Annotated in this window: 25 protein-coding genes; 7 read left to right on the forward strand and 18 right to left on the reverse strand. The window is 38.9% G+C overall.

Annotated features, from left to right (window positions below; translation table 11 throughout):
• Positions 1–128: 128 nt before the first annotated feature.
• The 3 genes from NST21_RS19185 to NST21_RS19195 all read right to left on the reverse strand — a co-directional run bounded on the left by NST21_RS19185 (position 129) and on the right by NST21_RS19195 (position 2,878).
• Entirely contained in the window at positions 129–1,349 is a 1,221-nt protein-coding gene (locus NST21_RS19185; protein WP_340890729.1) for an MFS transporter, read from the reverse strand.
• A gap of 293 nt (positions 1,350–1,642) precedes the next feature.
• Positions 1,643–2,251: a superoxide dismutase SodA gene (sodA, locus tag NST21_RS19190; protein WP_053346971.1), complete on the reverse strand. Its 609-nt coding sequence runs from the start codon at positions 2,249–2,251 to the stop codon at positions 1,643–1,645.
• A gap of 141 nt (positions 2,252–2,392) precedes the next feature.
• Positions 2,393–2,878 carry a DUF456 domain-containing protein gene (locus NST21_RS19195; protein ID WP_056528682.1) on the reverse strand — a complete coding sequence of 162 codons (486 nt, stop codon included), beginning with the start codon at positions 2,876–2,878 and terminating at the stop codon, positions 2,393–2,395.
• A 163-nt stretch (positions 2,879–3,041) separates the two neighbouring features.
• On the opposite strand from NST21_RS19195, the gene NST21_RS19200 reads away from it, so the two are divergent.
• The 3 genes from NST21_RS19200 to ispG all read left to right on the forward strand — a co-directional run bounded on the left by NST21_RS19200 (position 3,042) and on the right by ispG (position 5,750).
• The gene (locus NST21_RS19200; protein ID WP_340890730.1) at positions 3,042–3,803 is read left to right on the forward strand and encodes a DUF1189 domain-containing protein; all 762 of its coding nucleotides are present in this window, start codon (positions 3,042–3,044) and stop codon (positions 3,801–3,803) included.
• A gap of 332 nt (positions 3,804–4,135) precedes the next feature.
• Positions 4,136–4,468, forward strand: a complete 333-nt coding sequence (locus NST21_RS19205) for a LysM domain-containing protein (protein ID WP_053346974.1) — start codon at positions 4,136–4,138, stop codon at positions 4,466–4,468.
• Positions 4,469–4,637: 169 nt separating this feature from the next.
• The gene (gene ispG / locus NST21_RS19210; protein ID WP_201225126.1) at positions 4,638–5,750 is read left to right on the forward strand and encodes a flavodoxin-dependent (E)-4-hydroxy-3-methylbut-2-enyl-diphosphate synthase; all 1,113 of its coding nucleotides are present in this window, start codon (positions 4,638–4,640) and stop codon (positions 5,748–5,750) included.
• A 193-nt stretch (positions 5,751–5,943) separates the two neighbouring features.
• On the opposite strand, the gene NST21_RS19215 is transcribed toward ispG, so the two are convergent.
• Positions 5,944–6,399, reverse strand: a complete 456-nt coding sequence (locus NST21_RS19215) for a DUF308 domain-containing protein (RefSeq protein ID WP_340890732.1) — start codon at positions 6,397–6,399, stop codon at positions 5,944–5,946.
• Between the two features lie 168 nt (positions 6,400–6,567).
• Here NST21_RS19215 and NST21_RS19220 point away from each other — a divergent pair, with 168 nt between their 5' ends.
• Entirely contained in the window at positions 6,568–7,146 is a 579-nt protein-coding gene (locus tag NST21_RS19220; protein ID WP_340890733.1) for a 5' nucleotidase, NT5C type, read from the forward strand.
• Positions 7,147–7,184: 38 nt separating this feature from the next.
• On the opposite strand, the gene NST21_RS19225 is transcribed toward NST21_RS19220, so the two are convergent.
• The 3 genes from NST21_RS19225 to NST21_RS19235 are packed head-to-tail and all read right to left on the reverse strand — an operon-like array spanning position 7,185 to position 9,243.
• Entirely contained in the window at positions 7,185–7,610 is a 426-nt protein-coding gene (locus NST21_RS19225) for a Fur family transcriptional regulator (protein WP_340890734.1), read from the reverse strand.
• Between the two features lie 13 nt (positions 7,611–7,623).
• Entirely contained in the window at positions 7,624–8,457 is an 834-nt protein-coding gene (locus NST21_RS19230) for a metal ABC transporter permease (protein WP_340890735.1), read from the reverse strand.
• Positions 8,458–8,478: 21 nt separating this feature from the next.
• Entirely contained in the window at positions 8,479–9,243 is a 765-nt protein-coding gene (locus NST21_RS19235) for a metal ABC transporter ATP-binding protein (RefSeq protein ID WP_116820721.1), read from the reverse strand.
• A 214-nt stretch (positions 9,244–9,457) separates the two neighbouring features.
• Between NST21_RS19235 and NST21_RS19240 the strand changes: the two genes are divergently transcribed.
• Complete coding sequence (locus NST21_RS19240) at positions 9,458–9,718, forward strand: DUF2624 family protein (RefSeq protein ID WP_053346980.1); 261 nt, start codon at positions 9,458–9,460, stop codon at positions 9,716–9,718.
• A gap of 107 nt (positions 9,719–9,825) precedes the next feature.
• Here the strand turns inward: NST21_RS19240 and NST21_RS19245 are convergent, their stop codons facing one another.
• Together NST21_RS19245 and NST21_RS19250 are read right to left on the reverse strand one after the other, a co-directional pair.
• Complete coding sequence (locus NST21_RS19245) at positions 9,826–10,722, reverse strand: deoxyribonuclease IV (RefSeq protein ID WP_340890738.1); 897 nt, start codon at positions 10,720–10,722, stop codon at positions 9,826–9,828.
• Positions 10,723–10,737: 15 nt separating this feature from the next.
• Positions 10,738–12,051, reverse strand: coding sequence for a DEAD/DEAH box helicase (locus NST21_RS19250; RefSeq protein WP_340890740.1), 1,314 nt, complete (start codon positions 12,049–12,051; stop codon positions 10,738–10,740).
• A gap of 547 nt (positions 12,052–12,598) precedes the next feature.
• On the opposite strand from NST21_RS19250, the gene vrrA reads away from it, so the two are divergent.
• Both vrrA and NST21_RS19260 read left to right on the forward strand, forming a co-directional pair.
• Positions 12,599–13,288, forward strand: coding sequence for a VrrA/YqfQ family protein (vrrA, locus tag NST21_RS19255; protein ID WP_340890741.1), 690 nt, complete (start codon positions 12,599–12,601; stop codon positions 13,286–13,288).
• A 115-nt stretch (positions 13,289–13,403) separates the two neighbouring features.
• A complete protein-coding gene (locus tag NST21_RS19260) occupies positions 13,404–14,348 on the forward strand; it encodes a 4-hydroxy-3-methylbut-2-enyl diphosphate reductase (RefSeq protein WP_053346984.1) in 945 nt (314 codons plus the stop codon).
• Between the two features lie 45 nt (positions 14,349–14,393).
• On the opposite strand, the gene NST21_RS19265 is transcribed toward NST21_RS19260, so the two are convergent.
• The 9 genes from NST21_RS19265 to NST21_RS19305 form a co-directional block, all read right to left on the reverse strand.
• Complete coding sequence (locus NST21_RS19265; RefSeq protein WP_340890742.1) at positions 14,394–15,512, reverse strand: Nif3-like dinuclear metal center hexameric protein; 1,119 nt, start codon at positions 15,510–15,512, stop codon at positions 14,394–14,396.
• Positions 15,509–16,216 carry a tRNA (adenine(22)-N(1))-methyltransferase gene (locus tag NST21_RS19270; protein WP_340890743.1) on the reverse strand — a complete coding sequence of 236 codons (708 nt, stop codon included), beginning with the start codon at positions 16,214–16,216 and terminating at the stop codon, positions 15,509–15,511. The genes NST21_RS19265 and NST21_RS19270 overlap by 4 nt, the downstream gene beginning before the upstream one ends.
• A gap of 222 nt (positions 16,217–16,438) precedes the next feature.
• Complete coding sequence (gene cccA / locus NST21_RS19275; RefSeq protein WP_098177900.1) at positions 16,439–16,804, reverse strand: cytochrome c550; 366 nt, start codon at positions 16,802–16,804, stop codon at positions 16,439–16,441.
• Positions 16,805–17,035: 231 nt separating this feature from the next.
• Positions 17,036–17,566, reverse strand: a complete 531-nt coding sequence (locus NST21_RS19280; protein WP_340890744.1) for a hypothetical protein — start codon at positions 17,564–17,566, stop codon at positions 17,036–17,038.
• A 289-nt stretch (positions 17,567–17,855) separates the two neighbouring features.
• Positions 17,856–18,989 (reverse strand): RNA polymerase sigma factor RpoD, encoded by a 1,134-nt coding sequence (gene rpoD, locus NST21_RS19285; RefSeq protein ID WP_053346989.1) that lies wholly within the window; start codon positions 18,987–18,989, stop codon positions 17,856–17,858.
• A 39-nt stretch (positions 18,990–19,028) separates the two neighbouring features.
• Positions 19,029–20,837: a DNA primase gene (gene dnaG, locus NST21_RS19290; protein ID WP_340890745.1), complete on the reverse strand. Its 1,809-nt coding sequence runs from the start codon at positions 20,835–20,837 to the stop codon at positions 19,029–19,031.
• Between the two features lie 48 nt (positions 20,838–20,885).
• Positions 20,886–21,341, reverse strand: coding sequence for a YaiI/YqxD family protein (locus NST21_RS19295; RefSeq protein WP_340892590.1), 456 nt, complete (start codon positions 21,339–21,341; stop codon positions 20,886–20,888).
• Positions 21,342–21,873: 532 nt separating this feature from the next.
• The gene (locus NST21_RS19300) at positions 21,874–22,695 is read right to left on the reverse strand and encodes a pyruvate, water dikinase regulatory protein (protein WP_235566106.1); all 822 of its coding nucleotides are present in this window, start codon (positions 22,693–22,695) and stop codon (positions 21,874–21,876) included.
• Between the two features lie 16 nt (positions 22,696–22,711).
• A complete protein-coding gene (locus tag NST21_RS19305; RefSeq protein WP_056528664.1) occupies positions 22,712–23,350 on the reverse strand; it encodes a helix-turn-helix transcriptional regulator in 639 nt (212 codons plus the stop codon).
• Positions 23,351–23,440 lie beyond the last annotated feature (90 nt).

Consider the following 23,440-nt stretch of genomic DNA (forward strand, 5'->3'; position numbering starts at 1 on the left):
TTTTTTCTACCTTAGTGTACTAGAAATATTAAACATCTAACGAACTTTACATAAAAAGTGACTTACGGCTCATAATTTCAAAAATCGTAAGTCTTAGATATTGAAAAGAGGCCTCTAAGGCCTCTTTTTCAATTTTGGTCATTGATGTCGATTTTCCGCACAAACCAATAAATCATAGTATGCCCCGCCCCGACGATTAACAGATATATTGGCAGGATCTGTTTTAATTCGAAAAACATGACTGACAGAATAAATCCTAATATAGAAACGATTCTTCCAAAATGAACGAACAGCTCACGAACTACGATATATTCAATTCTCATTTCTGCGGCATTCCAAGCCCGGCCTATAATATCATAAGTCAATGATATATACGGTACGAGTAGAATTGGGTAGGCGGTTGCAACGATTGCCCCATAAATGAGAAGCTTTCCAAATGTGATATCAAAAGCAATTAGCAAGATCCCTGCATACAACAGGATTCCCCCAACAAGAATTGCTTTTTTTCGCATCGGCTGTTTTATATATCGAGAAGCAACAAAATAAGCAATAAAAGATATAGCTGAATTTAAGAGCCCATAACCGCCCAAAGCAAGTTCACTATCCGTCTGAATAAAAACAATAATCGAAATGATAAACATGAATGTTCCTTCTCGTATTCCCTGAAAAAAGTGAGCACGAGTTATTAAAAGCCAATTTCGATTATTTTTTCGTTCCTTCATTATCCGTATGAAAAAGTATTTCCCATGAGCCGGACGCCTTTTTAATGAAAAGCTGAGAAACACTGCTATGGAAAACAAAAGTAACGATAATCCGAAAACAATAGAATAACCTGTGAATTTCTCGAGCCTCGAAATGATAAACCCTGAAAGAATGGGACCAATCATCCCTCCAAATGAAGATAAAATCCCTAAAAATCCATTGAAGAAGTCTCTTGTTTCTGGTTCCGTAATCTCAAAAGTCAACACATTATAAGCAAGCCAATAGAACCCATACCCAATCCCTAACAGTGCACCAAGTAGCCAAATGAAATCCGTGGCCCTTGTGCCGACCAAAAGAACTGATAAATAAAATAGGGCCAAAAAGATAACACCCAAACGCAGGACAATGATCCGGTCTACTTTTTTCGCTAATCTGCCAGCGAATACAAAGGTTAGCGGTTGAAAAAGCACCACGGTTAGATTATATACGGCAATATCAACAATTTGACCGGATTGTTTCCACAGATACACATTAACGAATGTATTGGATAAAGCGATACTGAGGCTGTACAGGCCGCCAATCAGCAAGAGGAGATGCAAATCCTTCTTCGCTCCCGCTTCACCCATCCATCTCTCTAAAATACCCATTGTTTTAACTCTCCTTTAAATTCCACTCTAGTGTTTGAAAAAACAAGGGTATTTATGTGAAAAAAAGTAAAGAAAACTCATCGATTGGCTAGCCTGTAAGGCGTAGACAGAGATGTAGGTGCCCTTACACTTGTTACCTTAACCCGTTACTACCTCGAATTTTCTTCCTCTCAACGGGTTATAAGAAGTGTAAAGAAAACTCTTCGATTGGCTAGCCTGTAAGGCGTAGACAGAGATAAACAAAAGACGGGAATCCCCGTAAAAGGGATTCCCGTCTTTTTAATTCCTACTAATTATTTAGCTGCGCTGTAACGTTTTGCAACTTCATCCCAGTTAACAACATTCCAGAAAGAATTGATGTATTCAGGACGACGGTTTTGGTAGTTTAGGTAGTAAGCATGCTCCCAAACATCCAATCCAAGAAGTGGAGTTTTACCTTCTGATAATGGGTTGTCTTGGTTCGGTGTGCTTGTTACTTCTAACTCACCGTTGTTTACAGCAAGCCATGCCCAGCCAGATCCGAAACGAGTAGTAGCCGCTTTAGCGAACTCTTCTTTAAAGCTGTCAAAGCTGCCAAATTTAGATGTGATAGCATCAGCTAATTCACCAGTTGGTTGTCCGCCACCGTTTGGTGAAAGGATTTCCCAGAATAATGAGTGGTTAGCATGTCCACCACCATTGTTACGTACAGCTGTACGAACAGCTTCAGGTACTGCATCAAGATTAGCAACAATTTCTTCAACGCTTTTGCTTAGAAGTTCTTGGTTGCCTTCTAGAGCATTGTTCAAGTTTGTCACATACGTGTTGTGATGTTTAGTGTGGTGAATGTTCATTGTTTCTTTGTCGATGTGTGGTTCTAATGCGTCATATGCATACGGTAATTGTGGAAGTTCGAAAGCCATAATAAAATTCCTCCCTATGTAAGCTGTTTTTTTGAGGGCTCTAGTTCTCTTAAGATACCTAAAGCTCGCTAGCAATAGAGTATCAAATTTTTGAAACGGTTTCAAACCTTATGCCTCACTTTTTCAATTCAATTCTATTTCCTATGAGAATACCACGAATAAAAAATACGCAATCATCAAAAGTTGGATGATACCTTTTGTAATCACACTGCTTATAAATCCGATAACGGAACCAAGGCCGATTTTAGATGCAGTAATAGGGTCTTTTTTATGGACTATGATTTCTGCCAGGAATGCGCCTATAAAAGGCCCTATTAATATCCCGACAAATGGTATCACAAATGGTCCGACAAGAAGCCCGATTGTACTGCCCCAAACCCCCGCTTTGGTCCCTCCATATTTTTTGACCCCGACCATGTTTGCGATATAATCTGCTGCGAATAAGAGAATGACAAATAAAATTTGGACTGTCCAAAAGAACCATCCAAAAGGTTCAAAGGAATAAAATAGCCCATATAACAAAATCCCCCCAAATATAAATAAAACGCTTGGAATAACTGGAAAAATTAATCCGACAAAGCCCACTATGAACATCAGGACTATAATTATCCAAAATATTGTATCCACAATTAAAACGCCCTTTCACATTTCATTTATAATTTGCCTCTATCTCTTCATAATTACCTGTTTACAGATATGTGAAACCATTGAAGTAGAATACAGGTTGTTTTATTTTTACCATGTAGTTAAAATTGGATAGGTATATCACAATAGATAGGTGCTGAAAACATTGAACATATTCAAACAACTATGGGTAAGCTTGTATTCACCTAAAGATATCGCTTCCTTTCAAAACCAAGGAATTGGAAAAACGATTCTATTTGTATTTTTATTAAGCCTTGTTGCCTTTCTCCCTTCAGCTTTTTACTTCGGTACAATGGTTGTGGACGGGATTGATGCGATGCACGAAACAGTATCTGAAGATTTGCCGGAATTTGAAATTAAAAATGGCACATTAACGTCTGAAAGTAGCGAGCCCTTTATCTTGAATAAAAACGGATACCAAATTTTTGTAGACGGTTCAGGGACCTTGACCCCAGAAGATGTGGGCTCTAAAGCTGATGAGGCAATCGCCCTTTTAAAATCCGAGCTGGTTTTCGTTTCTGGTGGTAACGTTCAAACTTCTCCTTATTCCCTTTTAGAAGGAAATAATCAGGACATATCCATTTGGCTTGATTCAGTCGATTCTGTGCTGCCGATTATCCTTTCGCTACTGCTTCTCATATTATACCTGTTTACTGCTTGTGGAACATTCATTAAAGTGACAATTCTAGCCGCTTTTGGTCTTCTTTTCAAAAGCACTCTTGGTCGTTCGCTTGCTTATAGGCATCTATGGAGAATTAGTGCATACAGTATTACACTTTCCACTATTTTCTTTACCATCATGGACATCTTTAAGGCAAATGTTCCATTTGCTTCGCTCCTTAGCTGGTTTGTGACATTAATTATAATGTACTTATCAATTAAAGAAACATCAGCTGTTAAGGAATAATGAATTATATGCTAATGAATTGCAAAAAACCCGCGCCGATAAGGCCCGGGTTTTTACTTTGGAAATATCACTGTTATACAATCACTCAGTTGTTATTTATTAGGTTTATTAACCTTTAATCGTAATAATGGAGGCAAAAAAAGATTGATCTGACGCCAAAGGAAATCCGCTACTTTCTTAACAATTCATATAAAAGGGCTTTTACACAACAAAATAAAAAAGTCGTACAAGCAAGTCCTAATTTTCATTTGAAAAATCTGCCCAATATTAGGCATAATCTTTAAACCTTCCAAGTATATATGTATTAAAGACAAGCTTGGAAGGATGGTAAAATGAAACGGCTACTGCTTTTTATCTCATTCTGTTTCATTATATTTATTATTTATTTTGATTTAACCACAGGTACACTGCCGGATTCCCATCCATCAACCACTTCAGTCGAGCCATCTGTTCCGGCAAGTAAGCCTGCATCTGTCCCTTCAGTGGCTTACAATGAAATCACCATCAAACCTGGTGATACATTACTCTCCATCGTTGAAAAGGAAATCGGCGCATCAAACCAGCCGATTGAGACAATTATATCTGACTTTCAAGGACTGAACGAAGGGTTGAAGCCCGAACAAATGCAAATTGGCAAAACATATAAAATTCCTGTTTATAAATAGCTATCAAAGGGTCCACGGTTTCAAAAACGGAATACTTTCTTGATACAAAAAAAAGATAATGCATCCTATTCCTTGTAAAGCGGTATGTACATTGATACAATATTTTAGAGAAATAAATTAAAAATCAAAACTGATTTTTTCCTAAAGGAGAGAATTCCACTTGAGTGAAATCATACATCGCACTAAGACGCGGCCAATTAAAGTCGGAAACTTAACAATTGGCGGCAATAATGAAGTTATTGTACAAAGCATGACTACAACAAAAACACATGATGTTGAAGCAACAGTTGCAGAAATTCTTCGTCTTGAAGAAGCTGGTTGCCAAATCGTACGTGTCGCCTGCCCAGATGAAAGAGCGGCTGATGCCATTCCTGAAATAAAAAAACGGATAAACATCCCACTTGTAGTTGATATTCATTTTGATTATAAGCTGGCTCTTAAAGCAATAGAAGGCGGAGCAGATAAAATCAGGATTAATCCTGGTAACATCGGACGACGTGAAAAAGTTGAAGCAGTTGTTAAAGCTGCGAAAGCAAAAGGAATTCCGATTCGTATTGGAGTCAATGCAGGTTCTCTCGAGAAGAAGATCCTCGATAAATATGGATACCCAACTGCCGATGGCATGGTTGAAAGTGCCTTACACCATATCAAGATCCTGGAAGATCACGATTTCCATGACATCATCGTTTCCATGAAGGCTTCTGATGTAAATTTAGCCATCGAAGCATATGAAAAAGCTTCAAAAGCATTCGATTATCCTCTACACCTGGGGATTACGGAATCAGGTACACTGTTTTCCGGAACTGTAAAAAGTGCTGCCGGACTAGGTGCCATCCTAAGCCAAGGTATTGGAAGCACGATGCGTGTTTCCTTAAGTGCTGATCCTGTCGAAGAGGTGAAAGTGGCAAGGGAGCTTCTAAAAGTATTTGGACTTGCTTCTAACATGGCTACTTTAATTTCTTGTCCTACATGCGGACGTATCGAAATTGATTTAATCTCAATCGCTAATGAGGTTGAAGAGTACATCCAGACGATTAAAGCACCAATTAAGGTATCTGTTCTAGGTTGTGCTGTAAACGGCCCTGGTGAAGCTCGTGAGGCGGATATCGGCATTGCTGGAGCACGTGGTGAAGGTTTACTGTTTAGAAAAGGACAAATCGTACGTAAAGTGCCTGAAGAAACGATGGTCGAGGAACTGAAAAAGGAAATTGACAAAATCGCTGAAGAGTACTATGAAAAACAAAGAGCAGAAGCTGCTGCTGCTGCAGCCTTAACTAAATAAAAAAAGTCCCGAATTTTATTTTCGGGACTTTTTTCTTTTTAATACACTAATTGCACTAAATTCTAATAAATATAACTCACCATTGGTCGATCCGCTATTAGAAAAGTGTTAAGCATAAAATTTGTACTGATTACAAACAAAAAAAGCGCCTTCAATGTCATGAAAACGACATCGAAGGCAAGCTTATGCTCCTTTAAAAGAACGGCAGAATAAATAGGCCGACAATGATGGAGACTGCACCAATAACTATGGCCCATGTACCCATTTTCGATCCTCGAACGCGAGCAAAAATACCAACAATTATCCCTAAAGCCCCTAAGATGAAGGGCATCATAAATAACGATATTATGGAGATGATTAAGGATATAACTCCAACAACGTTTCCTCTTGAAGTCATATCTTCAGAATCAACCGACTCGTCATTATATCCTCTGCTTCGCTGAGGCGGTGTTGATATTTCGGCAGAAGTTTCTTCACGATAGCGGTTATCCGTCTTTACATTAGACTCCCGATTTTCATAACGCCTGTCATCTGCAGCTGTATCTTCATTATAATAACGCTCATGATGCTGATCATCTACAACAGCTGGTACACTTTCCTCTTTAGATCGCATCTCATCGTCAATACTGGAGTATTGATCTTTTTCCATTCGTGCATCCCTCACTTTCATTTGTAGGAGCATTTATAGTGTATGTACAATCTATAGAAACTACCGTGAAAAAGGTTTCATATCTTGGAAATAAATATGGTTTTTTTCCATTGCTAAGTTGGTATATGGTACACTATTACAAGTATTGAAAATGAGGAGAGATTCATCATGAAAAAACGTTTTGGCATTGATATAGATGGGACTGTTACAAGACCTGATACCATGGTCCCCTATTTAAATAAAGCTTTTCAACTGAATTTAGCTTATGAGGATATTACTGAGTATGACCTATTCCCGTTTGTAAATGTACCAAAAGAAGACTTCACCAAATGGTTCATAGAAACCGAGCCACTCATTTATTCCGAGTCTATATTGGCTGAGGGAGCAAAAGATGTATTGGAAAAGTGGACAGACCAAGCTGACTTATATTTTATCAGTGCCAGAAGCAACCGCCTGCTGGATGTAACAAAGAATTGGTTTTCAACGAATAAGGTCATTTATAACCACCTAGAGTTGGTTGGTTCACACGATAAAGTTGCTACAGCCAAAAAATTTGCCGTCGATCTCTTTTTGGAGGACAAGCATGATAATGCGGTGGCCATTTCTGAAGAATGCAAAATACCCGTAATTTTATTTAATACCCCTTATAACCAAGATCCTGTGCCCGATAGAGTGATACGAGTCAACAATTGGCAAGAAGCCTCTCACTGGGTGAATAATTGGATGGCAGAAAAGCCCTTACTATAAAATAAAAAGAAAAACCATTGACTGAAGTCAATGGTTTTTTACGCTTCTACAGAAACACTACATGCCGGACAGCGTCCATAAATTTCAAATTTATGTCCCGAAACATCATAGTCCTTCAAACTTTCCTGAAGTTCCTGCATCGGGCATAATTCGATTTCCTTCGTTTTACCGCAATTCAAACAGATGAAGTGGTGATGGTGTGAAGAATGTCCGCATGTAAAGCGAAAATGCTTTTCTCCTTCCAACTCGGTCGCCTCAAAGATTCCGAGTTCGACAAACAAGGAAAGATTACGGTAAATCGTATCGAAACTTAAGCCTGGATATTCCTGTTTCATATTCTCCAACACATCTTTAGCGGTTAAATATTTATCACTGGAAGAAAAAAGCTGAAGCATTTCTTCTCTCTTTCCTGTATGTTTAAAGCCTTTATCTTTTAGTAATTGCATGGCAGTTGTTACGTTCAAAACATCACCCCATCTATCGATTTTTCCACTTATCAAACAAAATTGACAAGATGAGAATTAGCACTGCGATAATAACAATTGTCCCACCTGGAGCGAGATCAAGATTGTAAGATAAAAATAATCCGCCGATAACGGAAATTTCACCGAATAATACGGAATATACAATCATCTGCTTAAAACCCTTCGCAAAGCGGAGGCTAGCTGCAACTGGTAGCGTCATGAGCGAGGATACTAGCAATATTCCAATAATTTTCATCGAAGCAGCAATGACCAATGCTACCATGACAATAAAAATAAAATGAATCGCTTTATAAGGTATTCCAGATGCTTTCGCATGCTCTTCATCAAATGATAACAGAAATAGTTCTTTATACAATAGGGTAAGCATCAAGGCAACGACAATCCCCACTGCCAAAATGACATACAAATCTGAACGGCTGACTGCACTGACACTTCCGAATAAATAACCATATAAATCCGTATTGAAACCATCCGCAATTGAAATAAAAATTACACTCAGACCCATGCCACCGGACATAATGATTGGGATTGCAAGTTCTTGGTAATGCTTGTATACCCCTCTTAATTTTTCAATAAATAAAGAACCCCCTACCGAAAAAGCCATCCCTATATATAGCGGATTCAATCCAGCAAGTGATAGAAAGCTCTTCTGAAGCAATAAACTAAATGCTATTCCAGCAAGCGCTACATGACTAAGTGCATCGGAAATCATCGACATCCTTCTTACCACGACAAAAACGCCTACTAATGGCGCAAGCGCTCCGATGATGATTCCAGTCAAAAAAGCGTTCTGCAAAAATTCAAATTGCAATATCCCCGATATCATTGGGCTATCCTCCAAAACATTTTAATGATTATGATTTAACAATTGGACGCCGTGCCCATAAATTGATGACAATTCTCCCTCATCCAAATCATTATATTCACAGGCATCCCCATGAAAATGAAGCTTTTTATTCAAGCAGGCGACATGTGTGACTTTATCGGTCACCGTACCAACATCATGAGTGACTAAAATTAGGGTAATTCCTAATTTTTCATTTAACATTTCCAGCATTTCATAAAATTGGTGGACGTTCTTTGAATCCACTCCGACCGTAGGTTCATCCAGGATCATCAATTCCGGCTCACTGACAAGTGATCGGGCAATGAATACCCTCTGCTGCTGGCCCCCAGATAATTCACCGATATTGCGGCTCTGATAATCGAGCATGTCCACAGATTCCAAAGCTTTCTTTACCTTTTGCTTATCCTCTTTACTTGCAAATTTAAATAAACCGATTTTTTTGGTCAAACCGCTTTGAACCACTTCAAATACAGTTGCAGGGAATCCTGAGTTAAAGGAGTTCGCCTTTTGTGACACAAACCCGACCTTTTGCCAATCTTTAAAGCGTCGTATATCTTCCCCAAATATTTCAATTTTTCCTTTTTGGAGCTTAAACAAACCAAGTAGCAACTTCAAAAGCGTGGACTTACCGGATCCATTTGGCCCGACAATTGCTAAAAAAGCCCCTTTAGGGATTTCAAGCGAAACATGTTCCAACACTAGATCTTTTGTATATTTGTAAGATATATCTTCTAATTTAACAATGGGGTTTACTACATTATCCAAAGAGATCACCTTTTTTTTAAGAATCATTACGATTAACAATGGTTAGTATAAATCAAAGAAGTTCAGATGTAAAGAATCCGGCCCTCTAATCAAGAGCTTTTTCGCCCTGAAATACCAAAATTCATTATTTACATCAATTTCTCGAGAATCAAACAAAGTTTCATGTTCACATACGTCTACCTTCTTCATATGTTTTAAAAAAGGAGGAGATCGTATGAAATTATTTGAAATGATGGTTAATCATAAAATTAACAATATACGACCCGATGAACTACTTTCCCTTGCGAGGCAGCACCAGGTTTCACTAACTCAAAAACAAGCACAAGATATCAGCGCACTTCTAAAAGGTAAAAACATTAACATTTTTGATATACGTCAAAGACAGAACGTTCTTGGTCAAATTACTAATGTTGCCGGAGCCAGCACAGCCAGGGAAATTGAAACCCTCTTCAACAATCTTACTTCCAATTTTTAAATAACTCTGCCGGCTGTCTGACTTAGTTACCTAGGCATTCGTCCACATTGTAAGTAAAATGAAAGGACGATTCATCGTTATTTCGATGAATCGCCCTTTCAACATTATTATTTTTGTAACATGATTTTTTCCAATACATCTTCTTCGAATTGATTGTTCTTAAACATATCAATTTCAAATTTATATGGTGCCTTTTTGTCTTTCTTGTCTTCTCCTACATAAGGTGTTTCCAGTATTTTCGGAACATCGCTTAATTGCGGATGATGGACAATATAATTCAACGCATTAAAACCAATATGGCCAAAACCAATATTTTCATGGCGGTCTTTACGCTTACCGCGTTCGTTTTTGCTGTCGTTGATATGAAGGACCTTGATGCGGTCAATACCTACTAGTTTATCAAATTCATTTAGTACACCATCGAAATCCTCGATGATATTATATCCAGCATCATGAGTATGGCATGTATCGAAGCATACCGATAACTTATCATTATGGGTTACACCGTCGATGATCATCGCTAACTCCTCGAAAGAACGGCCACATTCAGTTCCTTTACCAGCCATCGTTTCAAGGGCAATTTGAACTTTATCATCGGCAGTGAGCACTTCGTTTAAGCCTTCGATGATTCTCTTGATTCCGAGTTCACTGCCTGCTCCAACATGTGCACCTGGATGAAGAACAATCTGTCTTGCACCTAACGCTTCTGTCCGGTCGATTTCACTACGTAAAAAGTTGACTCCCAGCTCATATGTGGCTGGATTCGTCGTATTTCCGATGTTGATGATATAGGGGGCATGGACCACGATATCACTAATTCCATTTTCCTCCATATGCAATCTACCGGCTTCGATATTTAAATCCTCGATTTTTTTACGTCTTGTATTTTGAGGGGCTCCCGTATAGATCATGAATGTGTTGGAGCCATATAAAACCGCTTCTTGACTCGCAGCAAGAAGCATATTTTTCCCGCTCATTGAAACATGCGATCCAATCTTCAGCATCTAATTACTCCCTTATTATTTCTTTCTCTGTATACGACGTTCACGTTTTTTAAAGTTTTCCACATCACGTTGAATTTTCTTCTTGTAACCAGGCTTAACTTTAGTTGGCTTCTTAACATGCCTATTTGCTTTAACATCAATATCAGATTTTTGTTTCTTACGGTTTTTCCGTTTATTGCGCTCCTCTATATTAACCCAATCGCCGTTTTGGATATCGGCATCATGAAATTCGATTCCCATCTTTTCAAGACGGTTCAATGAATCTTCATCAGATGTATTATAGATTGTTGCGGCGATACCTGAATATCCTGCACGAGCTGTTCTTCCTGTTCTATGGATATAAAAGTCCAAATCTGATGGCAATTCATAGTTAATGATATGGCTGACACCTTCAATATCAATTCCACGCGAAGCCAAATCTGTCGCAACAATAAATTGATATTCCAAATCTTTAATTTGCTTCATCATTTTTTTACGCTCACGAGGTGTTAAATCTCCGTGAATACGACCGACATTCAACCCTTTTTCAATCAAGGAATTAGCCACATGATCCGCCATTTTTTTGGTGTTTGTGAAAACAATCGCCAAATACGGATTATAACGAACAATGATATCATGCAGTAACTGCTCTCTGTTACGATGGCGGAGCGGAATTAAGACATGTTCAATTTTTGCAGCAGTCGCCTGTTTAGGGTTCACTTGAACATATTTCGGATTCTCCATATATTTATTCAAAAATGGCTTTAATTTTTCTGGTATAGTTGCTGAGAAAACAAGCATTTGAATTTTTTCAGCCATACGTGATGCAAATAAATCGACATCTTCAAGGAATCCCATGTCAAGCATAAGGTCCGCTTCATCGACTACAAGCATTTTTGCTGTATACACTTGTAAGGCCTGAGCTTCAACCAAATCCTTAATCCTACCAGGAGTCCCAATAACCAGTTGTGGCTGTGTCTTCAATTTATCAATCATTCGCTGTTTATCAGTACCACCGATAAAGCAACGGACTTGAATCTGCTCATCCTCTGGGAAATGGTCTGCAATTTTCAAAGCTTCTTTGTAGATTTGGTTCGCTAACTCACGGGTTGGTGCGGAAATAATCGCTTGAACTTCATTTTTACCAGCATCAAGCTTGTTCATAATTGGCAGCAAATAGGAATGTGTCTTACCCGTACCTGTCTGCGACTGTCCTATTAAGCTACTTCCCTTTAAAAGCGACGGAAGCACACGTTCTTGAATTTCCGTCGGCTTATCGAACCCTAAAGTACGAACCGCATCTAGAATGTAGCTTTTCAAATTAAATCGTTCAAATTGGTTTTGTTTCATCAAAAAACTCCTTTATCCTTGTCAGTCAATAGACATGTCCTGTTATTATAATAAATTTTATACAAAAAGCGCAAGCGCCTCGGGTAGCTCGTGAAGAAAATAGGGATTGACCCATAAGGCGATTTTTGCCTTTTGAGGTCCATCATCTTTTTCACAACGAGCTAGGCGCTGAAGCTAAATTATACAAAAAGCGCAAGCGCCTTGGGTAGCTCGTGAAGAAAATAGGGATTGACCCATAAGGCGATTTTTGCCTTTTGAGGTCCATCATCTTTTTCACAACGAGCTAGGCGCTGAAGCTAAAAAAATATAAAAAGCGCAAGCGCTTTGGTTAGTTCTCTTAAAATGGACTCTTGCAAACGAAAAGCCCCTGTCCTGGCCATAGCGTATCCCCCGCAGACATGGAGCTAAAAGACTACCGTTACCATCTTACCTTCTTTCCGGTTACTTCACAACAGCCCAGTCATTCTTTCCTCAAACCTTTTTTGTTGAACTGCATAATTTATATAGAAGAAAACACCAGCATATAAACTTAGAGGAGGTGAAACCTATGTTCCCAGGTAGAAATCGGCCACCCGGACCCGGTTTTCAACCACCTAATGGAAGGCGAATGCCGCAGCCACCAGGCCCATTTAGAGGACCCCAGCAGCAAAATCCAAACGCTTTTCAACAGATGCGTCGGCCTGTTGCACCAAATAGACCTCAAGTACCTCAAGGTTTCCGAGGCCCATTCAATCAGCCACAGAGGCAGGAACAGCCACCTGCGAAGAAAGAAGGATTGCTATCAAGAATTCTGGGTAAGTCCAAACAGAATGCAGCTTCCCCCAACTTATTTGCGCCAGCTGCTTCTTCCACCAACCAAAATTCTTCAAGAAGTAGTGGAGGTGGGATTTTGGAGACATTAAAAAACCCTGATTCCCTGAACAATATGCTCAACAACACGCAAAAAGTGCTGCAGGCAGCCGAACAATTCACCCCAATGGTAGAGCAATATGGCCCAGTTATTAAAAACTTGCCGTCCATGTGGAAGGTTTTCCGAAGCATATCATCCAGTGATGATACAGTGAAATCAGAAGGTGAAAGTGAAGTTGAAACAAAAGCAAAGGATGTGTCACCAAATACCAATGAGTTAAAGGAGGATACAACTAAACAAGAAACCGTTATCCCTGATAAACCAATCTCTAAAGTTCGTCCTGAAACCACAAGGGTAAGGTCTTCTGGCCCTAAGCTTTATATTTAAAATTCGAAAAAGCTAATTTTAGGCAAATAGGATGTTTTGTAATATCATCTATGGTCTTATATAATAGAAAGGTATAAATAGTGAGAGTTTCTTGCCTTTGAAGGAGGACACATAGATGAAAGTGATTAAAATTTCCCCGCGCGGCTATTGTTATGGCGTTGTCGATGCCATGGTCATCGCCCGAAATGCGGCTTTAGATAAAACCTTGCCACGTCCTATTTACATTTTAGGTATGATTGTTCATAACAAACATGTAACTGATGCTTTTGAAGAAGAAGGAATCATCACGTTAGATGGCAGTAACCGTAACGAGATCATCGAACAAGTGGACAGCGGAACCGTTATCTTTACTGCTCACGGTGTTTCCCCTGAAATTCGGAAGATTGCTGAGAAAAAAGGGCTTGTTACACTCGATGCTACTTGCCCTGATGTTACCGCAACACATGACTTAATACGGGAAAAAGAAGCTGAAGGGTATCAAATTATCTATATCGGCAAAAAAGGCCACCCTGAACCAGAGGGCGCTGTTGGAGTTGCCCCCGATGTCGTTCACCTGGTTCAAAAGGATGAAGATGTTGAAGCCTTAACTTTGAACAGTGAAAAGATTATTGTGACCAATCAAACCACCATGAGCCAATGGGACGTATTGGATATCATGGATAAGGTTAAAGAAAAGTTTCCACACGCTGAAGTTCATAAGGAAATCTGTTTAGCCACACAGGTACGTCAAGAAGCAGTTGCCCAGCAAGCTGGAGAAGCCGATGTTTTAATCGTTGTTGGTGATCCGAAAAGTAACAATTCTAATCGCCTTGCACAAGTATCCCAAGAAATTGCCAGCACAACCGCTTATCGCATCGCTGACATTTCCGAGCTGAACCTCGAGTGGCTAAAAGATGCAGAAACCGTTGCTGTTACTTCTGGTGCTTCTACACCAACACCGATTACAAAAGAAGTTATTGCATTCATAGAGCAATATGACCCAAATAATGAATTGACCTGGAATACGGAAAAGAAAACACCATTGCATAAAATTTTACCTAAAATCAAAGTAAAGAAATAAATTTTCAAAAAAAGGCAGCCATAGTGGTTGCCTTTTTTCGTATGTTTAAATAAATCGAAAAGGGTCGGTATTTATCTCGGATGGAATGAACTCTACATCGAAGTTTCTTTCGTGACACATTTCTTTTAGGATTCGCGCAACGCCTTTTTTCATCACTTTTTCAACATTGTGGCCAGGGTCCACAATATTCAAACCAATCATCATCGCGTCATGGGCCGTATGATAATACATATCACCTGTAACATACACATCAGCACCCTTAAATTTCGCGGTCGTAAAGTATTTATTACCGTCTCCTCCAAGAACTGCTACTTTTTTTATCGGACTATGCAAATCTCCGACGACACGTACCTTATCAACATCTAGTGTTTGTTTCACATGTTCGGAAAATTGCTCAAGTGACATTTCTTCTGCAAGCACACCAATTTTACCTAATCCAAGTGATTCTCCTTTGTTCTCCAGCTTATAAATATCGTAAGCGACTTCTTCATACGGATGGGCTTTAATCATCGCAGAAAGCACTTTCTTCTCGATATTTTCCGGGAATATCGTTTCAACCCGAACTTCAGCAACCGCTTCAAGCTTTCCTAGTGAGCCAATTGCCGGTTCACTGCCTTCGCCTGGTAAAAATCGTCCAGTACCTTCACCTGAAAACGAACAATAGCTGTAATTTCCAATTGCTCCTGCTCCCGCCTTACCTAAGGCTTCTCTTATCTTTTGTTCATCAGCCTTAGGCACATACACGACCAATTTCTTTAGAGCTGTTTCATGAGTAGGAATAAGTACCTCTGTATCCTGTAATAGAAGAGCATCAGCAAGTAAATCATTTACCCCGCCCTTAGCAACATCCAAATTAGTATGTGCAGCATAAACAGCAATATCATGCTTGATCAGCTTTTCTATGATACGTCCGCCAGCAACGGTTGTATCTATTTTCTTTAATGGACGGTAAATAAGGGGATGATGGGCAATGATTAGTTCCACGCCACATTCTATTGCTTCGTCCACAACCTCTTCTAGCACATCAAGGGCAATCATCACTTTTGTAACCGGCTTATTCAATTGTCCGACATGTAATCCGATTGGATCTCCCTCCATCGCATATTGCTTTGGGGAGAACTGTTCAAACATCTCAATGATTTGAAAACCATTTGCTGTCTTCACCCTTTAAGCACCTCCTCAATTACAGAAATTTGAGCTTCTAAATCATTACGCTTCGATTCTAATCCGCTTCGGCCGCTTTCATCCAATTGTTCGATGATTCTTTCCAAATGTCTTTTCTCAAGCTGCCATTTTTTTATGAAAGTGTCACTGAATTGCTTTGTCAAGAACGGCCCAAACATGAGGCCAATTTGCTTATTTACACGATAAGGTTGAAGCGGGTCCCCCTTTTCAGCAATTAAGATTTCGTAGATTTTTCCATCTTCCTCGAGGATTTCTTCTCCAGTTAATGCCCAGCCGTTATCGATTAGCCAGCTACGAACATTTGCTGCACCAACATTCGGCTGAAGGATAAGCCTCTCTGCCTTGCCCAGTTTTTCTTTTCCACTTTCCAATATACTTGAGATTAATGTCCCGCCCATGCCTGCAATCGTAATGCATGTAGCTTCATCAGGATTTAACACCTCAAGTCCATTTCCTTTACGGACCTCAATCTTGTCCTGAAGCCCTGTTATAGCCACTTGCTTGCGAGCTGACTGATATGGTCCTTCTACAACCTCCCCGGCTATAGCCTGGTCACACAGTCCATTACTCACTGCATAGCAAGGCAAGTACGCATGGTCTGAACCAATATCTGCAAGGATGCTTCCTTTTGGTATATGTATGGCAACACGTTCTAATCTCATCGATAGTTTTTCATGATTCATATTATCAACTCTCTTAACTCAAATAATGTCTTACATAGTTTAGTTTCCCATTCGATTATAACAAGTTCTATGGAAAAATTACAGAACGAGAGAAATATGGCTCTCTCTCAATCACTAGACAAAGGACAACTTCCATCATTGGAATCTTTGTTTTGCGGAAGAAAAGAAAAACTGACTCAAAAAGCTCGCCTTCCAACGATTTTTTGAGTCAGTTTTCATAAATTATTTCAGTCCGTGAATATACTCGGCCATGGCATCAATGTTTTGCTCTTCGACTAAACCTGGTGGCATGGCACCTCGTCCATTAGTAATTACATTTTTAACTTCGTCTACTGATAGACGATCGCCAACTCCTTTTAGAGCTGGACCGACACCACCCTGATAGGCATCACCATGACAAGAGATACAGGTCTGCTTATAGATGTCTTCAGGTGATGCTGAGGCACTTTCTGTTTCTTCTGTCTTTGCGCCGCCTTCTTTTTCCTTAGCAAGATCTTTGGCATCACCCAAACCTTTAAACGAAAGTAAAAACATAAGTCCAATACCAAAAACCATGATAATAATAAAAGGCATTACTGGATTTTTCATAGTATTTCCTCCCCTATGTAGAACCTAAACCTACCATATTTAATATTATATACAAACAACTATATATTATTTTACTTGAAAAGAGTTTCAAGTAAAAGCCCAAAAATAGAAGATATTATATAATTTCTTAAAATTGTCAAAAACTTATGTATATTTCCAAACAGTTTTTTCTTTATATATATTCCATAATACCCTAAAATTTCTTTTAAAACACTTGATTGTCCATTTTAATTATATTAATAAAAAGTAAAGTGTGATAATAACCCCTAGACACCCCGATATGGAGAAATAGAGCAGCTTTAGTTTTTTCCCTATTAAAATCCAGAGCCCGCAATGGATAAACAAACAAGTATTAAGAATACTTTCTCTACCAGGGGCAATTAATTCAGTCAATTTAACTGTAAATAAAAGCATTAATAATGCCATTCCTATTAACGTCAATTGAAAAACAATCTTTTTGTTAATAAAGCGGCGAACTAAAAACCCAAAGATGATGATAGAAATTGTTGTCACAACAATTTGCATTCTTATGGGTATTTCAGTAAAATAATTCAAAAATACAATAAATACAAAAAAGGCTCCCATTATCAGCCCTGAAAGAATGTCTTTTTTGTCGTTCCCGGTTTTATTCGAATAAGCAGGTGGTAATTCTCCTTGACAGTATAATGCAAGTAAGTAATTACAATATTGCTCCGGAATCATATGACTTTCCTTCCAGGAGTTAATTTCTTGAATGATAATTTTCTTTCTCGTCTCATCCATGAATACACATCCTCATGCCCGTTTGTTCTTTATATCGGCTAATAAAGCCATTCATTTAAGATTGATTTTACAATTTTGCTCGGCACTAAGGGGAACGTTCGTACGATACCAGTGGCTACCTATGTTCCTATTAATAGATATTTAATGCACTGAATCTCGTCTCCATTATATAGATAAATACATAAATATTGTTCTTATATGTATATTTTTACATTTAATCACGTGAAAAAAAGCCGCTCCCGAACGCTTGGCATTCAAAGAGTGGCTCTTGTGAAGGGCATATTTATTTCTATTCTAAGAAGTCTTTCAAGCGTTTGCTGCGACTTGGGTGTCTCAGCTTACGTAATGCTTTCGCTTCAATTTGACGGATACGCTCGCGGGTAACTCCAAACACTTTACCTACCTCTTCAAGCGTCCGTGTACGGCCGTCATCAAGTCCAAAGCGAAGTCTCAAGACATTTTCTTCACGATCTGTCAGTGTGTCTAATACGTCTTCAAGCTGTTCTTTCAATAGTTCATATGCTGCATGTTCAGATGGAGAAGTCGCGTCCTGATCTTCAATGAAGTCACCTAAGTGGGAATCATCTTCTTCACCGATTGGCGTTTCCAAGGAAACAGGCTCCTGAGCTATTTTCAAGATTTCACGAACTTTTTCCGGAGTTAAATCCATATCCTCTGCAATTTCTTCTGGAGATGGTTCACGTCCAAGATCCTGAAGAAGCTGCCTTTGAACACGAATTAATTTATTGATGGTTTCAACCATATGCACCGGGATTCGAATCGTTCTTGCTTGGTCAGCAATGGCACGAGTAATGGCCTGGCGAATCCACCATGTTGCATACGTACTAAATTTGTATCCCTTGCGATAATCAAATTTTTCTACCGCTTTGATAAGTCCCATATTACCTTCTTGAATAAGGTCAAGGAAGAGCATACCGCGTCCAACATAACGCTTAGCAATACTGACAACTAGACGCAGGTTGGCTTCAGCTAAACGGCGTTTTGCTTCTTCATCTCCTTCTTCAATTCGCATCGCTAAAGAGATTTCCTCTTCGGCTGATAAAAGGTCAACGCGACCAATTTCCTTTAAATACATACGGACAGGGTCGTTAATCTTTACGCCAGGAGGAACACTTAAATCATTTAAGTCAAACTCTTCTTCTTTTGCAAGTTTCTTCTCATCGGGATCATCTTCATCTTCGTCTTCCTCACCATCAGTGAGTATTTCGACTCCGTTTTCAGTTAACACCTCATAGAACTCATCCATTTGATCGGAATCTAACTCAAAACCGCCAATTTTTTCTGCGATTTTTTCTAAAGTTAAAGAGCCCCGTTTTTTACCTAGCTCTATTAATTTTTCTTTCACCTGCTCAAGGCTAAATTCATTATCAACTTGTTTGGAACGTGCTGGTTTTTCAGCCATTAGTTCCCCTCCTTCCAGGACTTACACCTAAACAACTTACTACAACAATTTACGCAATTTAATGATTTCCATGGCAATTTGTGCAGCAGTTACATAATCACTACGTCTAACTGCATCTTTTTCTTCAACTTGTTTTTCTTTTATCTTTAACAACTTTTCATATTTCAACACTTGATTTATACAATCGGTCAGTTCTTTTTCGGTAACTTCCTCATTCACTGACATCATTTCTATTTCCGAAACGATCCTTCTCAAGTTTGGATCCGGTAAATAAGTAAGGAAAAAGCTTGTATCCGGCTCGTGTCCATCTTCATAGAACGCATATAAATAGGTGATGATTGCCTGATGTTCATCTACATGAAAGACTGTTTGCCCAAGCAACTGCTGAATTTTGAAAGTCATATCCCTGCTTTTCAGCATATGGGCAATTAACTTAGTTTCAGCATTATGGTGAGCTGGCTTTAACTTATGCTCATATTGCAGGGTCATTTTCTTTTGTATTGCAGGCTGCGGCAGTGTCCCCTTCTTGCGTTCTGCAAAAAATACCTGTCGCTGCTGCTGTTCCAACGCATCCAATGATAGAGAAAATTCAGAGGATAACTGCCGGAGATAATGATCCCTCTCCACAGCATTGGGCAATCGCGAAATTTCTCTAAGAACTTCTTCGATATATTGAATTCGATCTCCTTCATTATTTACGTTTTTTCCTCGTCGTAAATAATGCATTTTGAATGCCATGTAGGTTAAACTGGCCCCTATTACTTCAGAAACAAAGCTTTTTTCACCGAATTCCTTTATGTAGTCATCGGGGTCCAAGTTATCAGGCATCAGCGCGACCTTAACTGTAAAATCGTTGTCCTGTAACATATTAACTGCACGGTTTGCCGCATTCAATCCCGCAGAGTCCGAATCGTAGCAGATTAGTATCTGATCAGTATTTCTTTTTAATAGCTGGATATGCTGATCGGTTAGGGCGGTCCCCATCGTAGCGACCGAATTCTCTACACCCGCACGAACAGCTGAAATACAATCGGCAAAGCCTTCAAAAATAACTACTTGTTCTTTCTTTCGTATGTGAGGTCTTGCATGATGAAAATTATATAAAGTTTTACTTTTATTGAAGATTGGCGTTTCGGGACTATTCAAATATTTGGGCTCATCGTCCCCCATTGCTCTCCCCGAAAACGCAATCGTATTCCCTTGGTGATCCATAATTGGAAACATGACTCTATTTCTGAAACGGTCAAAATATGACTCGTCTTTTTCCCTAAAAATAATTAGCCCTGCTTGCTCCATAAATTCCGCTGGAAACCCACGTTTTAAAAGAAACTTGGAGACAAAGTCCCATGAATCCAATGAGTAACCAATTTGGAACTTTTCTATCGTCTCTTCTGTAAATCCGCGTTTAAGAAGATATTCAAGAGCTTCTTGACCCTCCTTCGTATTTACGAGGAGATGGTGGTAAAACTTTCGCAACAAGTCATGTGCTTCAAACATTTGCTGCGAGCCAGCAGGCATATTAGAACGCTGGGAGTCCTTATTTATTTCAACATCTAAAGGAACATTTCCTTTTTCAGCTAAAACTTTCGCTGATTCCACAAAATTGTAGCCTTCTATATCCATTAAGAAAGTGAAAATATTCCCGCCTGCCCCACAACCGAAACAGTGAAAGATTTGCTTATCAGCTGAAACGGAAAACGACGGCGAGTTTTCACCATGAAAAGGACAAAGACCAAAGTAATTTCGCCCTTGCTTCTTCAGCTGGACATATTCTCCAATTAAATCAACAATGTCAACAGCTTCACGAATTTGGTTTATTTTCTCGTCTTCTATACGGCCATTTGTCATTTTTCCACCTTGCAATTTTGGTGATAGTTTCTAATTCGATACCGACTTCTAAATCCCTGCAAAATTCGACAAAGTTTTCAAAAGTTTATTTGTAAAACATGTTCGATCTTCCTTTGTGAATGCTTTCGGCCCTTTCGTATGTTTACCCTGCCTGCGAAGTTTCGCTGACTGATAACGCATATCTAGGAGCATAAAAATATTCTCGTCTGTGTATTCTTTTCCCCTCGGTGAAAGAACATAAACGCTTTTTGGAAGCAGGGTTCCAGCCAATCCAATATCTGCAGTTACAACGATATCACCCTTTTTTACTGAATTTACTATATAAAGATCGGCCGCTTCTTTGTCCGCATCGACATATACCCATTTACCCTCAGGGTTGTTCATCATATTTTTATATGACGCAACAAAACAGACTTCGACATCGTGCAATCGTGCACAATGAAGGATCTCGTCTTTCACCGGACATGCATCGGCATCGACGTGTATGGTTGGTTTATTATTCATACCTTTTAATTCTACATCTTTCTGCATAATCCTTTTTCTCCCCTAAACTTTATCGAGATATAGTGTAACTTTCAGCCATGGGTCAGAGAATATTCTCTAAAAGAGCCAACCTTTTTAATTCAAGGAATCTCTTCTTAGTAAAGTTACAATGCTGCTTTTACCTTGATTCAGAGTCAGCCAATTTAAAATTATACGGAACATGTCGAATTATTTTTATGATAAAAACCTTGACTTCTCATTAACCTTTAGTTTATTCCTTATTAATTAAGTCTAAACCTTAAGATTACTTTTTTCTCACAATTTTTTATTATAGTCTATTTGATTAGAAGATGCCAACATTTAAATTCCGATTCTTATTTTATACAAATCGATGGAATTTCAAATGTAAAAAGAGGAGAAAATTATGTAATCATTTCCTATTTTTGTGCGAAATTCCCTTAAATCCCCTTAGCATTAAAATGTGAGCTGACACTTAAAGTGTCTAGCTCACATTTTGGTTTACCATAATTTAAGAATTAAATAAATCCACCTATCAACGATCTTTTTTTTGAAGGATATTGATAATCAAATTGGCTGTTTCTTCAACAGCTTTATTCGTAACATCAATGATTGGACAATTCAACCTCGAAATGATTGTATCAAAGTACGTCAGCTCTTCTTTAATCCGTTCCACATTTGCGTAAATAGCATGATCATTAAGCCCCAGGGACTTTAATCGCTCTTTACGAATATGGTTCAGCTTTTCCGGACTAATCTTTAAACCAATACATTTTTCAGGTGGGACCAGGAATAATTCTTCTGGTGGTTCCACTTCAGGCACTAAAGGTACATTAGCGACTTTATAACGTTTATGTGCCAAATATTGAGATAGAGGTGTTTTTGAAGTGCGTGATACACCTACAAGGACGATATCTGCTCGTAAAATACCACGGGGATCCCGCCCATCATCATATTTTACCGCAAATTCAATGGCTTCGACTCGCTTGAAATAATCATCATCAAGCTTTCTAACGAGACCTGGTTCATTAAGCGGTCCTTTTGGCGCTCTTTTCTGAAGGATGTCCATGAGCGGCCCTAAAATGTCATAAGCAGACAGATTTTCTTTTTCGACCTGTGCTTTCATGTAAGCTCTAATAGTTGGCTTAACAAGGGTATAGGCAATGATCGCTCCATCTAATTTTGCCAGTGAAATTACTTCATCCACGTTTTGTTCATCTTCAATATACGGAATCCGTTTTATGGAAAAAGCAGATCCCGAGAACTGGCTTGCAGCTGCTTTTGTAACCAATTCCGCTGTTTCCCCCACTGAATCCGATACAACATATATAATAGAACCGTTCATATTCTCCGTCATTCCTTTTGCAAGCCCCCTAATAGCCTTCATCAGCTAAAGCTACGAATGCTTTTGTTATATTGGTTTTTGTAATTCTTCCGATTACTTCATAGCCTTTTTCTGTTTCTTTGACGACCGGTAATGAGTCGATTTGTTTATCAATCAATTTCTTGGCAACATCAATCAATAAGTCTTCTTTTGAACACATTGTAATATTGGGCATCCTAGTCATAATAATATTGACTGGAATGGAGTTAAGTTCTTGCTTACCTATACTTGCACGCAACAAGTCTTTCCTTGATAAGACACCAACTAGCAGAGCATGCTTATCGACAACAAACATGGTACCGACATCTTCTAAAAACATCATGACGATTGCATCATATACGGAAATGCCTTCATCAACAACGACAGGGATCGATTGATAGTCTCGTACATAAAGATGGTTCAAACTATCTGTCAAAAGCTGTGTTCCTGACCTGCCTGTATAAAAATACCCGACACGCGGCCTCGCATCAAGAAAGCCTGCCATCGTTAAGATAGCAAGATCCGGACGAAGCGTCGCTCTTGTAAGGCTCAGTCTATCGGCAATATGTTCACCTGTAATCGGTCCATTCTCTTTAACAATTTGTAAAATATGCTCCTGACGCTTATTCAATTGGATTATAATCACCACCCCACTGCTTTCGCAGAGAAAAGTAACAAAAGTTATTCATCTAACAATTATATACTATATTTTTTAATAAAAGCAGGTTTGTCCTATTTA

The sequence above is a fragment of the Peribacillus sp. FSL K6-1552 genome (genome assembly GCF_038005205.1).
Lineage (GTDB): Bacteria > Bacillota > Bacilli > Bacillales > DSM-1321 > Peribacillus > Peribacillus butanolivorans.

Bases quoted from the DNA above. Each gene is read 5' to 3' on its own strand.
- NST21_RS19245 (WP_340890738.1), bottom strand. From the start codon at position 10,722: ATGCTGAAGATTGGATCGCATGTTTCAATGAGCGGGAAAAATATGCTT.
- sodA (WP_053346971.1), bottom strand. From the start codon at position 2,251: ATGGCTTTCGAACTTCCACAATTACCGTATGCATATGACGCATTAGAA.
- NST21_RS19300 (WP_235566106.1), bottom strand. From the start codon at position 22,695: ATGACGGAGAATATGAACGGTTCTATTATATATGTTGTATCGGATTCA.
- NST21_RS19240 (WP_053346980.1), top strand. From the start codon at position 9,458: ATGAAATTATTTGAAATGATGGTTAATCATAAAATTAACAATATACGA.
- NST21_RS19250 (WP_340890740.1), bottom strand. From the start codon at position 12,051: ATGAAACAAAACCAATTTGAACGATTTAATTTGAAAAGCTACATTCTA.
- NST21_RS19270 (WP_340890743.1), bottom strand. From the start codon at position 16,216: ATGAATCATGAAAAACTATCGATGAGATTAGAACGTGTTGCCATACAT.
- vrrA (WP_340890741.1), top strand. From the start codon at position 12,599: ATGTTCCCAGGTAGAAATCGGCCACCCGGACCCGGTTTTCAACCACCT.
- NST21_RS19230 (WP_340890735.1), bottom strand. From the start codon at position 8,457: ATGATATCGGGGATATTGCAATTTGAATTTTTGCAGAACGCTTTTTTG.
- rpoD (WP_053346989.1), bottom strand. From the start codon at position 18,989: ATGGCTGAAAAACCAGCACGTTCCAAACAAGTTGATAATGAATTTAGC.
- dnaG (WP_340890745.1), bottom strand. From the start codon at position 20,837: ATGACAAATGGCCGTATAGAAGACGAGAAAATAAACCAAATTCGTGAA.
- NST21_RS19215 (WP_340890732.1), bottom strand. From the start codon at position 6,399: ATGGAAAAAGATCAATACTCCAGTATTGACGATGAGATGCGATCTAAA.
- NST21_RS19205 (WP_053346974.1), top strand. From the start codon at position 4,136: ATGAAACGGCTACTGCTTTTTATCTCATTCTGTTTCATTATATTTATT.
- NST21_RS19280 (WP_340890744.1), bottom strand. From the start codon at position 17,566: ATGGATGAGACGAGAAAGAAAATTATCATTCAAGAAATTAACTCCTGG.
- cccA (WP_098177900.1), bottom strand. From the start codon at position 16,804: ATGAAAAATCCAGTAATGCCTTTTATTATTATCATGGTTTTTGGTATT.
- NST21_RS19220 (WP_340890733.1), top strand. From the start codon at position 6,568: ATGAAAAAACGTTTTGGCATTGATATAGATGGGACTGTTACAAGACCT.
- NST21_RS19185 (WP_340890729.1), bottom strand. From the start codon at position 1,349: ATGGGTATTTTAGAGAGATGGATGGGTGAAGCGGGAGCGAAGAAGGAT.
- NST21_RS19260 (WP_053346984.1), top strand. From the start codon at position 13,404: ATGAAAGTGATTAAAATTTCCCCGCGCGGCTATTGTTATGGCGTTGTC.
- NST21_RS19295 (WP_340892590.1), bottom strand. From the start codon at position 21,341: ATGAATAATAAACCAACCATACACGTCGATGCCGATGCATGTCCGGTG.